General features: G+C 71.7%; 16 protein-coding genes. 4 read left to right on the top strand and 12 right to left on the bottom strand.

Annotation, left to right across the window (positions count from 1 at the left end):
* Positions 1-50: 50 nt before the first annotated feature.
* Positions 51-680: a hypothetical protein gene (locus AB0J21_RS17480; protein ID WP_363146865.1), complete on the top strand. Its 630-nt coding sequence runs from the start codon at positions 51-53 to the stop codon at positions 678-680.
* A gap of 58 nt (positions 681-738) precedes the next feature.
* Positions 739-1,113, top strand: a complete 375-nt coding sequence (locus tag AB0J21_RS17475; protein ID WP_363146864.1) for a hypothetical protein — start codon at positions 739-741, stop codon at positions 1,111-1,113.
* Positions 1,114-1,154: 41 nt separating this feature from the next.
* Here the strand turns inward: AB0J21_RS17475 and AB0J21_RS17470 are convergent, their stop codons facing one another.
* The 12 genes from AB0J21_RS17470 to AB0J21_RS17415 all read right to left on the bottom strand — a co-directional run bounded on the left by AB0J21_RS17470 (position 1,155) and on the right by AB0J21_RS17415 (position 10,909).
* Positions 1,155-2,180, bottom strand: coding sequence for a hypothetical protein (locus AB0J21_RS17470; RefSeq protein ID WP_363146863.1), 1,026 nt, complete (start codon positions 2,178-2,180; stop codon positions 1,155-1,157).
* Positions 2,177-2,647 carry a hypothetical protein gene (locus AB0J21_RS17465; RefSeq protein ID WP_363146862.1) on the bottom strand — a complete coding sequence of 157 codons (471 nt, stop codon included), beginning with the start codon at positions 2,645-2,647 and terminating at the stop codon, positions 2,177-2,179. Before AB0J21_RS17465 ends, AB0J21_RS17470 begins: the two co-directional genes overlap by 4 nt.
* A gap of 364 nt (positions 2,648-3,011) precedes the next feature.
* Positions 3,012-3,479 (bottom strand): pilus assembly protein TadG-related protein, encoded by a 468-nt coding sequence (locus tag AB0J21_RS17460; protein ID WP_363146861.1) that lies wholly within the window; start codon positions 3,477-3,479, stop codon positions 3,012-3,014.
* A complete protein-coding gene (locus tag AB0J21_RS17455) occupies positions 3,476-3,964 on the bottom strand; it encodes a TadE family protein (RefSeq protein WP_363146860.1) in 489 nt (162 codons plus the stop codon). The genes AB0J21_RS17460 and AB0J21_RS17455 overlap by 4 nt, the downstream gene beginning before the upstream one ends.
* Positions 3,961-4,449, bottom strand: a complete 489-nt coding sequence (locus tag AB0J21_RS17450; RefSeq protein ID WP_363146859.1) for a TadE family protein — start codon at positions 4,447-4,449, stop codon at positions 3,961-3,963. The genes AB0J21_RS17455 and AB0J21_RS17450 overlap by 4 nt, the downstream gene beginning before the upstream one ends.
* 127 nt (positions 4,450-4,576) lie before the next feature.
* Positions 4,577-4,831 carry a hypothetical protein gene (locus AB0J21_RS17445; protein ID WP_363147214.1) on the bottom strand — a complete coding sequence of 85 codons (255 nt, stop codon included), beginning with the start codon at positions 4,829-4,831 and terminating at the stop codon, positions 4,577-4,579.
* Positions 4,832-5,012: 181 nt separating this feature from the next.
* Positions 5,013-5,939, bottom strand: a complete 927-nt coding sequence (locus AB0J21_RS17440) for a type II secretion system F family protein (protein ID WP_363146858.1) — start codon at positions 5,937-5,939, stop codon at positions 5,013-5,015.
* Positions 5,936-7,021 (bottom strand): type II secretion system F family protein, encoded by a 1,086-nt coding sequence (locus tag AB0J21_RS17435; RefSeq protein WP_363146857.1) that lies wholly within the window; start codon positions 7,019-7,021, stop codon positions 5,936-5,938. The genes AB0J21_RS17440 and AB0J21_RS17435 overlap by 4 nt, the downstream gene beginning before the upstream one ends.
* Positions 7,018-8,319: an ATPase, T2SS/T4P/T4SS family gene (locus AB0J21_RS17430; RefSeq protein ID WP_363146856.1), complete on the bottom strand. Its 1,302-nt coding sequence runs from the start codon at positions 8,317-8,319 to the stop codon at positions 7,018-7,020. The genes AB0J21_RS17435 and AB0J21_RS17430 overlap by 4 nt, the downstream gene beginning before the upstream one ends.
* Positions 8,316-9,218, bottom strand: coding sequence for a hypothetical protein (locus tag AB0J21_RS17425; RefSeq protein ID WP_363146855.1), 903 nt, complete (start codon positions 9,216-9,218; stop codon positions 8,316-8,318). Before AB0J21_RS17425 ends, AB0J21_RS17430 begins: the two co-directional genes overlap by 4 nt.
* A 21-nt stretch (positions 9,219-9,239) precedes the next feature.
* Positions 9,240-9,980, bottom strand: coding sequence for a hypothetical protein (locus AB0J21_RS17420; protein ID WP_363146854.1), 741 nt, complete (start codon positions 9,978-9,980; stop codon positions 9,240-9,242).
* Between the two features lie 620 nt (positions 9,981-10,600).
* The gene (locus tag AB0J21_RS17415; RefSeq protein WP_363146853.1) at positions 10,601-10,909 is read right to left on the bottom strand and encodes a WXG100 family type VII secretion target; all 309 of its coding nucleotides are present in this window, start codon (positions 10,907-10,909) and stop codon (positions 10,601-10,603) included.
* Between the two features lie 437 nt (positions 10,910-11,346).
* Between AB0J21_RS17415 and AB0J21_RS17410 the strand changes: the two genes are divergently transcribed.
* Together AB0J21_RS17410 and AB0J21_RS17405 are read left to right on the top strand one after the other, a co-directional pair.
* Positions 11,347-12,603 carry an enoyl-CoA hydratase/isomerase family protein gene (locus AB0J21_RS17410; protein WP_363146852.1) on the top strand — a complete coding sequence of 419 codons (1,257 nt, stop codon included), beginning with the start codon at positions 11,347-11,349 and terminating at the stop codon, positions 12,601-12,603.
* A gap of 66 nt (positions 12,604-12,669) precedes the next feature.
* Positions 12,670-13,572 (top strand): hypothetical protein, encoded by a 903-nt coding sequence (locus tag AB0J21_RS17405; RefSeq protein WP_363146851.1) that lies wholly within the window; start codon positions 12,670-12,672, stop codon positions 13,570-13,572.
* Positions 13,573-13,575 lie beyond the last annotated feature (3 nt).

Here is a 13,575-nt window from a genome sequence, read left to right as displayed (position 1 = left end):
GCACACAGAGGCAGGGGATCACGTTGCCGCCCTCGGACCAGCCCGCACCCGTGCCCGCGCCCCGGCGGGAACAGCCGGTCGGCTTCGCCCTCTCCGTCCCGGAGACCTGGTGGGAGTTCGACATCCGCCCGGAGGGCCGCGAGGCGACGGTCCGCGCGCTCGTGGAGGAGCGGACCCGCCAGGTCCCCGAGCTGACCCCGTACCGCACCGAGCTGTCCACGATGCTGCGCGGCATGGCGAAGGACGCGTGGGCCTCGGGCGCGGTCTACCTCGGCTGCATGGCGGAGAACTTCGACGGCGTACCGCTGTCGGCCACGGTGAGCGTGACGATGGCCGGCGCCCGCACGAAGGACGGCACGGCCCTGGACACCGACCCGGCGGCGATCGCCCGTTCCCTCGGCACGATCACGGCCCGCCGCGAGGGCGACGCGTGGCGGAAGGTGACGACCGTCGAGATCCCCGAGGTCGGTCAGGTCGCGCGCACCTACGGCGTCGAGGACGTCCCCGTGGAACGCGGCGACACCCGCACCCTGCGCATGGCGCTGACCCAGACGTACATCCCGGTCCCGGGAACCACCGAGCGCGTCGTCCTCGTCTCCGGGGCCAGCCCCGTCCTGGACCTGGCGGAGGCGTTCCACGACATCTTCGACGCGGTGACCAGCACCTTCCGCTTCGTGTGAGCGGCACCCGGAGCACCGGCGGCAGCAGGAGCAGAAGGACCAGAAGGAGAGGACGGCCATGGGCAAGGGGAAGAGCGACCTGGCGCTCCCGCTGAGCGAACTGGAGGACTACGGCGACCGGCTCCGCTCGGTCCGCACCCGCCTCAACCGCACGAAGAAGCTCTTCGAGTCCTTCCGGGACGACCTCGGCGACGGCAGCGTCTACGACGCCCTCGACGACTTCGAGTCCCACTGGGAGGACGGCCGCGAGGACATCACCCAGCAGCTCGACGCCCTCGCCGACATGTCCGACGCGGTGGTCCGCGAGTTCAAGAAACTCGACGACGACCTCGCGAGGGAGGCGGAGAAGGGGAGCCGGAAGAAGGAGTCGGGGTCGGGGTCAAGTGGTGGGTCCAGTGGCGGGACCGGTGGCGGGTCCGGCGCGGGGAAGTGACGCGGCCGGTGTGACGGGGAACGGGCCGATCAGCGGGCCCTTCATCTCGCGCCCGCGACGGGCTGCCGCACCACCGACTGGATCTCCTGGACCGTCACGTCACGGGTCTGCCCGTAAGTCCCGCCGGGCAGCTCGCCCCCGGTGCCCCCTGAACCGGCCCAGTCGACGCGCCAGTTGAGCGTCGCGCGCAGGGCGTACGTCCGGCCGCCGGAGGAACGCAGGTACGTCACGCCGCAGGGCGGCAGGTCCGCCGCGTCGGCCCCTCCGCGACGCGGCGCGCCGATCGTCCCGTCCGGGCCGGTCGGGCACTCCCCCGAGGCCGGATACGTGACGGCCCGCGCCGCCCCCGGGTCCACACGCAGGCCCACGGGCCGTGCGGTGGTCCGCGCCCACAGCCCGGCCTGCGGGAGCCGCGCGGTGACCGAGACAGGGGTGAAGCGGGAACGGTCGAGCCAGATCCACGACGGCAGGTTGACCACCGAACGGTCCGCCGGGGTCATCCCGACCTCCGTCCCCGGCACCCTCGTCGACTGGTAGGCGAGGGCCGCGAGCATGGCCGGTGTCATCGCACGCGGCACGGAGGGGACGGTCCCCCTCGGCACCCAGAAGGGCTTCCGCGCGCACTGCCCGGCCCGCGCGTCCCCCGGGATCTCCGGATTGTCGACGGCGACCCACCACATGCCGGGCCTCTCGTCACGGGTGTGGAAGTCGCCGTACCGCCGCCGGTCGGCCGCGAAGTCCCCCGGGGCCCCGCCGGTCGCGGTGTGCATGGCCCACTTGGCCTCGGTGAACGTCCGGAACGCCTCGGCCGTCCAGAACGGCTCGTACCAGCAGGGGGGCGGGGACCAGTGGGGGGTGGTGGGGGTGAGGGGGCCGGTGGGGGTGCGGCTGGAGAGGGCGTGGGGGTGGGGGGACGCCGTGAGGGTTACTCGGGAGGTGATGGTGTGGGGGCCTGAAGTGGCGGACTGGGTGGTTCCGACACTGCTGCGCTCACGCTCGGCGCGAGCCTGTGACGCACCGCTGAACATCGCGGCCATGATGACCACGGCAACGGTCCATGACTTCACGGTTGGCATCGCGCGGCTCCGCGTTCCGAATCCACGGAAACCGTCTGCCAGATTCCCCGGGCGTTCTTCTTGAGGCTGGTCTCGTATGCGACATAGGCCGTGGCGGCCACCTTCGTGGTCCGGTGGATGCGGTGAGTTCTGACCTCTTCGGTGAACGCCTTGCTCTCGTCCCCGCAGTACGTCAGCCGAGCCGCCGAGCGACTCATCAGCTGCACCTGTCTGTCGTAGTACCGGGTCACACCGGTCCACGTCTCCTGATGCTTGTGGTAATCCGTGACGAACGCGTGCCCGGACTCAATGGCCTCGTCCGCCGCGTAGTCCGTGAAGTGCGAGCCGTCGAACGTTCCGCGCTCGATCGCCAGGTCCATGGAGTTGATCCAGTTCGCGCTGTCCGCGAGAACCTCCCCCGCCACCCCCGACCGCGGACCGCCCTCGAAAACATTCCGCATCCCCGTCGGCAGCACCACCCGGGGCCTCTCCCCGCGTTCCGCTCCCGCGGGCGGGGTCGAGGAGGGAGAAGGCCGTTCCGTCTCGGCGCCCTTGATGGTCTCCGCCCTCGGCTCTCCGGGGCCTGTGCAGCCCACGGTGGTCAGTAGCGCCCCGACCACTCCCGCCAGTCCCAGTACGACCCTCGTCACCGCTCGCGCACCGCACCGCACCACGCCGCCCACCTCCGTACCGCCACGGGCACCCTGCCCCCGGCACAGAGCCCAACGAGGCGCGAGCGCATTGGTGGGCGGCAGGGGGCGGGCCGGACCCGACCGCGTGAGAGTGCGGCGGACCAGGTTGACCCGGGCCAGGTTGCCGCGAGGCGGGAGCGGGGCTGCCCGGTCAGCCCACCTCGTTGCGCGCGACCGCCGTCCCGGCGACCCGTACCGAACCCCCGTAGAAGATCCCCGTGAAGATCGGCTGGTAGGTGAGCTGGATGCGGACCTCGACCTCCTCGGCGTCGGCCGCGACGCAGCCCGAAGCGGCCGTGTCCGCGCCGGACATGCCCATCTCCCGGGCGAACTCGGCCACCCGTGCGCCGCAGTTGCCCGCGTTGATGGGCGCCTCGCCGCCCTTGCCCTCGTACAGGGCCTCGCGGTCTATGTCCTGCGCCGCGTAACGGGCGGCCTGTTCCGCGATGTCGGCGGCGCGTTCGCGCTGGGAGATGGACAGCCCGCCGTCCACGACGAAGGCCGCGAGGGACAGGAAGACGAGCGCGAAGATGATGACCGCCCCGGCCCCCGACCCCCGGTCGTCGAGGTCCCGGACCTGTGACAGCCTCCGGACGCGGTCCCGCACGAACTCCCTCATCCTGCCTTCCTCTTGTACGGATCGAGCGGCGAGGTCGAGTGCCCGGTGAGCGTCGTCGGGATGTCGAGGCCCAGGATCGCGAGGCCGCGCACCTGGCAGCTCACCTCGACGGAGAAGAGGTCCGCGTCCTCGAAGCCGGCGCTGGTCTTGCTGACCTCGACCGGTCCCGAGCAGATGTCGGTGAGGTCGGCCTCCGCCGCGCGTCGCGCCTCGGACATCGCCGTGCCCTCCTCCCACTGGAGGGAGCCGGAGCGGGCGGCGTCGCGGGCCGCACCGTCCACCGCGCCCCGCCCGTCGACGAGTTGACCGAAGGCGACGAGCACGAGGATGAACAGGATCATGACGGGCGCGAGGATCACCACCTCGACCGTGGAAAGCCCCCGGTCCCGGTCCGTCCCCCGCCCCCGGTCCCGGCCCGACCACCGGACCGCCTCGCACAGGTCTCGCAGAGCGCGCGGGCGTCGTACGACTCGGCGGCCCCTCATCCCTGCCCCTCCGTGACGAACCGCTCGACCGGACCCACCGACTGCGCGTGCACCGTCAGGTCCAGCCCGGGGAAGACCGTCGGGACCCGGGCGGTGATCTCCACGCCCACGGTGTCCGCCTGCGGCTGGACCAGCTTCACGTCCGGGCCCAGGACGAGCTGCGGGCCGAGCTGCCGTATGTACTGGTCGGCCGCGCCCCGCGCCTCGCCGCGCCACTGCCCGGGGTGCTCGTCGGCGGTCGCGCGCGCCTTGCGGGCCCCGGCCTGCGCGGCGGCCTGGGCGACGTGGTCGGCGAAGGAGTACAGCGCGAACTGCACCGAGGCGAAGATCATGAAGAACAGCAGCGGGGTGAGCACGACGAACTCGATCGCCGTCATCCCGGCGTCCGGGGCGCGGCGCCCGGGCCGCGCGGCGGGAGGGGAACCGGCGGCGGCCGGCCCCCCGCCGCCGTCCCCGTGGCAGCGCGCGGCGAGGCCACGCAGCACGCCCCGGCCACCGTCACCGCCCCCGCGCCTCACGTCGTCCGCCCCGTCCCGGTCTCCGAGGCCGCTGCGGCCTCATTGCTCACGTCGTCCCGCATTGCCGTGCCCCCGCAGGGGCGTACGGCGGGCATCAGCAGGTCTTGCCCGCGTCCGCTCCCTTGATGCAGTTGCCGACCTTGTTCGCGCCGTCACTGAGGGCCGCGTTGAGGATGGCGGCGACGACGCCGACGATCGCGACGACGACGGCGGAGATGATGACCCACTCGACGGCGGAGGCGCCCCGGTCCAGTTCGCCCGAGCGGATGCGCTGGTAGCGGCCCTGGATGAAGGTCAGGAGGAAGTCGACGGCGGGGTGGCTGAAGCGGCGCGAACCGGCCCGGCGCATGCCAGGGACGCCCGTACCGGTACCGGTCTCGTTGATGTTCTCGGTCTCGTTCACGGTGTCTCGTGTCCTCTCTGGTCGGGGAGAAGGAGAAGAAAGAAGGAAGAAAAACAGGAGAGGAAGTGGAGGGAAGGGGGGAAACGGAGCGATGGCGATCCCCGGAGGCCCGCGGCCGGCCGCCGCCCTACACCTGGAACACCCGCATCGCGGCCGGGAAGATCAGGAACACCAGGAAGCCCGCACACAACAGGAGTTGGGCGACCAGCATGGACTGGGACTTCTCCCCCGCGCTGCCCTCGATCTCGGCGAGCTCGCGGTGCCGCATCGTCTCGGCGCGCGAGGCGAGGGACTCCCGTACCTTCGCCCCGTCGTCGGCGACGAGGGCGAGCGAGGCGGACAGGTCCTTGAGCTCCTCGACGCCCAGCTCCTCACCGAGCCGGCCGAGCGCCTGCCACTGGCTGTGCCCGGTGATGCGGGCGTCGGCCAGCGCGTTGCGGATACGGCGGGCCGCCCAGCCGTCACTGACCTCGGCGGCGGCCATGAGCGCCTCGGGCAGACCGCGACCGCCCGCGAGGCTCATCGCGACCAGGTCGAGGTACGCGCCGATGACCCGTCGCAGGTCGCGGCGCTTGTCCTGCGCGTCGCGCCGTACTTCGAGGTCGGGCAGGAAGAAGAACAGGGCCGCGCAGCCGAGCGCGAGCCACACCGGGATCAGCGGGCTGCGGCCGAAGCCGAGGACCGCGACGACGGCGAACACGGCGGGGCCGAAGATCAGTCCGGCGGCGGCCAGCAGCACCTTCGTGGCGAGGAACTTCTCCCAACTGCGGCCCAGCACCGCCAGGTCGGAGCGCAGGGAGCGCAACTCCCAGCCCTGCTGCCTGTACAGCTCGGCGACACGGGCACCGGTACGGGCACGCAGCGAGTCGAGACGGCCGCCGCCCTCCTCCTCGTGACCGGAGCGCGCCGACTCGTAGGCGCCCCGGGCGCGCAGCGCGTCGACGCGGGCCACGGCCTGCACCGGGTTGCGGCCGGACGGCATGAGGGCACGGATCAGCGCGTAGACGCCGAGGCCGAGGAGGGCCCCGATGAGCAGCGGTGGCCAGAGGTTCACCGGCGTACCGTCCCGTCGTTCTCGGTCCCGGGCCGCGGCAGCGGACTCTGCTGCGGAACACCCGCCCCGCGTACGGGAGTCGTACCCGCCGCGCCGCCCGGGCCGGTCGGCCGGACGAAGAGGACGGACGGATCGTCGCGGACGAGGAAGCGTTCGGGGGTCTCGATGGTCGACAGCTTCCGCAGCCACCAGAAGCCGAGCGCGAACAGCCCGCACACGCAGCCGAGGACGAGCTGCCCCACGGCCGTGTTGTACGGCGACACGAAGTCCCGGTTGAAGACCGACAGGCCGAGGACGAAGAGCACGGACACGGCCACGACGATCTGCACGCTGCGCCGCGTCGAGGAGCGCTGCGCCATGACGCGCTGACGCATGTCGACCTCCTCGCGCGCCGACTTGGCGAGGGCGCCCAGCACTTGGCGCAGGCCGGGGCCGCGCAGCCGGGCGTTGAGGATGAGCGCGGCGACGATGATGTCGGCGGAGGCGTCGTCGATCTCGTCGGCGAGGTGCTGGAGCGCGTCGGGCAGTGGCGTACGGGAGCGCAGCCGGTCCACGAGCGCGTCGAGGTGCGGCCGCAGGACGGGCGCTGCGGCGCGGGCCGAGGCGGGGATGGCCTGTTCGAGGCCGACGGCGCCCGCGATGGTGTCGCGCAGCGACTCGGTCCACGCGGCGAGCGCCTCGACGCGCCGCATCCCGGCCCGTTCCTCACCGGCCCCGCCGAACAGCTTGTCCCAGAAGAAGACGAGGACCCCGGCGGCGATCCCGGTCACAGCCCAGCGCGTCGCGAGCAGGACGACGAGACCGACGCCGATCGCGAGGGCGCCGCGCCGTCCCACGAAGCGGGCGAGTTCGGCGGCCCGGCGGCCGGCCCGGGCCTTCTCGTGCTCGGGCTTGGGCGGCAGCCCGTACAGCGCGACGATCAGCAGCGCGAGCCCGCCACCGGCGGCGATGCCCGCGCCGAGCCCGCCGAGCACGGGCAGCGAGAAGAGTTCACCGAGCGAGCCGAGCCCGTCGAAGGCGCCGGAGAGCCCGTCGGCGAGCGGCTGTGCCCGCTCCACGACGGCAGTGGCGGTCGTCGTCATCCCCAGGCCCCCCGGTATCCCTGGGCGACGAGGTCCTCCAGGCAGGAGACGGGCGCGTGCGGCACGATCGAGCCGTCCGGGGCCTCGGCGAAGACCTCGCTGGACAGGACGCGGCCGTCCACACCGTTGACCTCGCGGATGGAGGTGACCATGCGCTGGAGCTTCCCGCCGCTCTGGTAGAGGTTGCGCCGCTGGATGAACACGACGAAGTTCACGGCGCCCGCGACCAGCATCTGGCTCGCCTCGATGGGGAGGCGTTCGGCGGCCTGGAGCGCGTACGTCGAGATGCGGTTGAACACCTCGCTGGAGCTGTTGGCGTGGATCGTGGACAGCGAGCCGTCGTTGCCCTGCGACATCGCGTTGAGCATCGTGACGATCTCGTCGCCGAGCACCTCACCGACGATGACCCGGGAGGGGTTCATACGCAGCGAGCGCCGCACCAGCTCGGCCATCGAAATGGTGCCCTGCCCTTCGGAGTTGGGCAGCCGTTCCTCGAAGGCCACGACGTTGGGGTGGAGTTCGGGGAAGGTGTCGAGCCCGAGTTCCAGGGCCCTTTCGACGGTGATGAGGCGTTCGGCGGGCGGGATCTCGTTGGCGAGGGCGCGCAGCAGCGTCGTCTTCCCCGCGTTGGTGGCCCCGGCGATCATGATGTTCTTGCGGGCGCGGACGGCGCACGCGAGGAAGTGCCCGATCTCGGGGGTGAGGGTGCCGTTGCCGACGAGGTCCGACATGAAGACCTTGCCCATGCGGGCGCGGCGGATGGAGAGCGCGGGGCGCCGGGTCACGTCCATGACGGCGGAGAGCCGGGAGCCGTCCGGCAGCCGCAGGTCGAGCTGGGGGTTGGCGGAGTCGAAGGGGCGCGAGGAGAGACCGGAGTAGGCGCCGAGTATCTGGATGAGTTCGACGAGTTCCTCGTCGGACTCGGCGACCGGCTCGGCGACGCTCTCGTGGCCGTCCGCGTATCCGACGAAGACCTGGTCGTAGCCGTTGATGTCGATGTTCTCGACCTCGGGGTCGTCCAGCAGCGGCTGGAGCCGGCCCACGCCGAACAGCGCGGCGTGCACGGCGGCCGCGTACTGCTCCTCGGTCTCGGCGTCCAGCGGGGTGCGGCCGGCGCCGATCTCGGCGCGCGCGTACTCCTCCAGGATCTGCGCGATGACGGCGCGCGCGTACTGCCGCTCGTCCTCGCCGGTCATGGGGGTGACGCCGCCGGCCTGGTCGATGCGGCGCTGCTCGGCGATGCGGTCGCCGGCCTCCTGGCGGAAGCGTTTGACCAGCGAGTGGTCGACGGTGCTCATCGTCCGGCTCCGGCGGGACGGCCGCTCGCCGGGTCCTGCGCGGTACCGCCGGGCCCTGCGGTACCGGCGGCTGCCTGCGGGCCGGCGGCGGGCCCGGACGCCCACAGACCGCCGTACTGCTGCTGGATGTCGACGACGACCTTGCGGGCGGAGCGTACGAGCAGCGACTTGTCGAGCCGTCCGCGCCGCCGCCCGGCGAGCTGTTCGGCGCCCGCCGGGTCCTCGGCGAAGCTGCCGACGACGCGGGCGCCGGTCTGCGCGGCCATCAGCATGTCGTTGACCTGGTGGACGAGCTTGGCGGCCCCGCCCGCCTCGGTGACCAGCAGCACCCCGATGAGGGGCGTGCCGAGCTGGGCGGCGCCGCGCTGGTGTCCGTGCAGCCGGGCGCCGAGGGCGGCGGACCGGTCCCGTACCCGGGCCAGCGCCTCGGGTGTCGTACGGGACACCAGCAGGACGAGCGAGGCGTGCGGCAGCAGGTCCAGTACGGGGCTGTCGCCGTTGATCCGGCCGCAGTCGGCGATGACGTCGGCGGGGGCGTGCGGGGAGTCGCCGAGCTGCGCGAAGGCCCGCCCGAGCGTCGGCCAGGTACCGGCGAGCCCGGCGGCCTGCTCGGAACCGCCGATCCCGACGAGCACTTCGAGCCCGCCGGCCAGGGGCTGCGCGTGGTCCCAGAGCTGGTCGGCGGCGAGGCCCCGGCGGGCGGTCGCGGCGATCGACAGCATGCCGGTGTTGGGGTCGAGCTGTCCGCCGTGGGCGGCGGCGCTGCGGTAGACGAGGTCTCCGCCGGCCGGGTCGGTCTCGGCGAGCAGCGCGCGGCGCGGCCATACGGCGGCGAGGGCGACGGCCGTGGTGGTGACGCCGGGCGAACCCTTGTCGGCGGCGAGAGCGATGAGCGCCATGGTGGTCCCCGTCCTTCCGGCTCAGCCCTTGGAACGGCCGGGGACGAGAGCGACCGCGGCCTCTCCGGCGGAGGACGCCTGCGCGAGGGCCTGGGCGTCGGCCTCGTCCACGACGACGGTCAGGGTCCGGTCCCCGACGTCGAGCGCGTCGGCGCCCTTCGCGCTGCCGCTGACGGACTTGACCTCGGCGTTGTCGGCGATCAGCGAGTTCTGGCCACCGGTGGAGCCGCCGCTCGCGCCGGAGGAGCCGCCCGTGGACGTACCGCCCGCGTTCTTGCTGACGCGGTACACGGCGACGGTCTCACCGCTCTTGAGGCCGCCCGGGTACTGCCCCTCCTTGAGGGCGATCCCGACGAGCGCCTTGCCGTCCGAGACGGTCGCGGCGCTGGCCCCGAACATCTCCCCGACGACGACGGCGCCCGGCGGGATGTCGGCCTTCGCCTTGAGCGTCCTCGTCACCGTGCCGCGCTGGCTCCACGGGATGTAGTTGATCCCGGTGTCCTCGGCGACCATCACGGAGGTGGTGTTCTTGTCGTTGATGGTCTCGCCCGCGGCGATGGGCGCGGTCGTGCGCACGACGGAGATCCGGTCCCCGGCCCGCAGCACGAGCACGGTGGCGCCGAGCGCCCCCACCAGGATCAGCAGTACGGCGAGCGCGGCGAGCGCGGGCTTGCGTTCCCTGGGCGGCGCGGGCAGGCGTTCACCCATGCCGTTCTGTACGGGTGTCGCGGCCCGGTCGGCCGTACGCTCCCTGACCTTCACGCGACTGCTCCCCGTGTCCCCGACTGCCCCTGAACCCCGCCCGCTTCACCGGCGGCGACCCCGCCCGGCCCGGATGTCAACACGGACCATGACAAGTCTCCGCACCGTACCAGGGGCCCATGACCCCCTCAAGACGCGTACTTACGGCGCCGGACGGCACAGACCACCGTGAACCGGGCCCCCGATCAGGCGGGTTGACACCCTCCACCGGACCACCCGCCACCGACCCGGCCGAGGTCTCCATGCAGCCTGCACCAACCCGTTATCCAAGCGTCATGAAGTGACACGACATCAGCGGGACACTCCCACCACAGGCCCGGAAAACCCGCGAGTTCGCCCCTTTCGGTATACCGGAGGGCAAAGGGGCCGAGTCACCCGAAGGAGCGAGGCGAGATCGCCGCGCGTCCCGGACACTGCGCAGGGCGACTGGCGCCCGACTACCACCGGCCACCGGCCGACAAGCAGGCCGGCCATGCGTACTGGTCCACATCACCCGCACCACCAGCGGATTCCGAGACCCCGCGCAGACGGCACGAACGGGCGGGGACCGGTCCGTTGTTCGCCGTTCCCCGCCCGCTCGTGTGATCTCGCTCCGCGTGGTCTCGCTCCGGCGGCGGCCGTTACTTGCCGCGCACGCCCTTCGAGAGTTCGTCGTCCAGGTCCTCGTACGCCTTCGCGGCGTTGGTCAGGAACTTGCCCATGCCCTGAAGGCCCTCGATGGTGTCCTTGGCGCCCTTCTTGAACTCCTTGAAGGACTCCTCGAACGCCTGCGAACCCTTGCGGGTGGTGTAGCCGTCCTTGACGAGGCCCTCGATGTAGCGCTCCAGGGAGTCGAGCTTCTCGTCGATCTTGTCCTTGGCGTCCGTCAGCTTGCCGGCCGCCCGGTGCATCTCGTCATATGTGATATCCGCGTCTTTGCCACCGGCCATCAGGCTCTCCTCCGTCGATCGACTCCACAGCCGGCCGCAGGGACAGCCCCCGTGGCCCCTCGAACAACCAGCCGGAGACTCCGCACCGCCTGTTCGGCCCCAGCAGCTTACGGGCGACGGATGCGGCTGCAAACCCTGAGCGGTTCTGTGACCGAACAGGGTCATCGCGGCAGGAGTTGGCGAATGTCATGTCCCGCCCTGTCCGCACAACCCGCCACGTTCCCCTCCGGACTCCTCCGAACTCCCTGGACGGCCCGGACCTTCTCAGGTCTTTCCGGGATCTTTCCGGGATCTTTCCTGGATGCGTCCTGAATCTTTCCCGCCCCCTGCCGGTCCTTCCCGGTCTCCGCGCGCCCCGGCTCCGCTACCGTTCGGTCCGGAACGCAAGGTGGTCGAGAGCCGGCCACGACGACCCGCGGCACCAAGGAACTCCGGACATGGCCCGACCCTCGTTTCCTCACATCGGCTGGGACCCGACCCCGGGAGATCCCACGGACACCCGCGCGCTCGCGCGGAAACTCGGCTCGCTCGCCGGGGAACTCCAGGAGTCCCTGGATGATTTGGGGCGGATAGAGTGCGGCGCCTGGAAGGGAAAGACCGCGCACGCCTTCGTCGAGTACCTGTCCACCGACGTCACCCCCCTGGTCCGCAAGAGCCACGACTCCTTCGCGAAGGCCTCGCGGGCCCTGCACCGCTGGGCGGGTCAGCTGGAGGACTTCCAGGACGAGGCGGACCGCCTGGAACGCGAGGCCGGCGAGGCGCTGTCCGCCGACGCGGAGGCCGAGGCCAAGGGCAAGGACCGCAGCGAGACCTCCGGGGACGTCAACAAGGCCACCGGGAAGGTCGACGACCTGGAGCGGCGTTACCGCGAGGCGGCGGACGCGATCAGCCGGGACCTCGACAAGGCCGCCGACATCGCCCCGGACGAACCGGGGTTCTGGGACAAGCTGGGTTCCGGGATCGCGGACGCCTGGAAGGCGACCAGTGACTGGCTGGAGGAGCACGCCGACCTCATCGCCTTCATCGGCGACCTGCTCAGCGACCTGACGGCGATCCTCGGCACGCTCGCGATCCTCACCATCCCCTTCGAACCGCTCGGCGCCATCTTCGGCGCCGCCGCCCTGATCACCAGCGGACTCGCACTCGTCACCCACTCCGTGGCGAAGCTGGCGGGCGGGGACGTCAGCTGGATGTCCCTGGGGACGGACGCACTGGGGCTGCTGCCGGGCATCGGGCTGCTCAGCAAGGGGGTCAAGGTCGTCGACGAGGCGGCAGCCGCGGGTCGCGTCACAAGGTTCGGCTCCGGCTTCAAGTCCACGACGCTTGGCGCAGGCGCACGGAACTACTTCGCGACCAGCGAAATGGCAGGTCATGTGCAGGGCGGCCTCAAACTGTTCGGCAAGGTCGCGCTCGGTGGCACCTTCGACGAGATCGGGCTCATCAGCAAGGGTTCGGGGACCATGGACCGGCTCGCGGGCCTCGCCGAGGCCGGCTACCACCAGGGGCAGTGGATCGGCACCAAGGGCCTCAAGCTCATCACCCGCGAGAAGCTGGCCATCGACCCGGAGAAGGGGCTCGGCGTCGCCATCGACGCCGCAGGCAAGATCGGAACGAAGATACCGGCTCTGGTCCAGCACACCGGCGAACTACTGCACCCCGGCGACCGCTTCCAGCAGGCGGCCGGTGCCCGATAGATCCCTCGGCACAGCCGCCGCGCCGGACGCGGTGACCGCCCTTCCCCCTGTCTGGAGCTGAACGTCATGCCTGTCTGGCAGCCCGAACCCGGCGAGACGCTACTCGCCCGCAACCCCTGCTTCTTCGCCTCCGGCCTCGCCCCCACCCTGCGCGGGAAACGCTGGTTCCGCGACCCGGAGGGCCGCGACATCCAGAGCGAGCTGACCGAACAGGCAGGCTGGCCCGAAGCCCCGACGATGGAACCGCTCGACCCCGGAGAGGCGAAGAAGAACGGCTTCGTACGCGGCCTCGGTACCGCCGCCTTCGGGGCCATCGGCCTCGCTGTCGGCGTCCTCGGCGGCAACCTTCCCGGGGACTCCGGCGGAGGCAAAGGGGGCCGCGTCACCGACCGGCCGAACGAGATCGACGACTTCCCGGTCCTGTGCGGCGCACCGGGCACCCTCGCCCGCACCCTCCCCTGGCAGCTCGACCCCGGCAGGCAGCCCGAGGACTACACGACCCACCTCGCCGTCACCGACCGCCGCCTGCTCGTACTCGGGCTCCCCGGCAAGGACGCCGAGCGGGACGAAGTCCTGTGGCAGGCTGAGCGCGAGGTGATCGCTTCGGCGACCCGGATGCCCTACAGCCCGACCCGCCACGACCTCAAACTCGTCTTCAGCGACGGCTCCTGGTGCCGACTGGTCGGCACCAGCGCCTTCTGGCCCGGCTCCAACCAGATCCGCCAGCCCCCGGACATCATCCCGGAGGGCGACTACACCCCCGCGCTGCGCAAGGCGATCGCCGAGGTCCAACGCACCTTTCCCGACAGGGAGGTGTTGTTCGTGCAGCGGCGTCGCAGCGGGAACTACGTGATTCGCGGACGTCACCCACACGACAAGCCCAGCGCGAACAGCGGCCTCTTCCTGCATCCCGCGATCGTGAACGAATCCGGTCGACGGGTACGTATGCCCTCGGACGACGACATCTGATCG

This window comes from Streptomyces sp. NPDC049954 (assembly GCF_040656295.1).
GTDB lineage: Bacteria > Actinomycetota > Actinomycetes > Streptomycetales > Streptomycetaceae > Streptomyces.
Note: the sequence above shows the minus strand (reverse complement) of the source record. Positions and strands in the feature narration are given on the sequence as shown.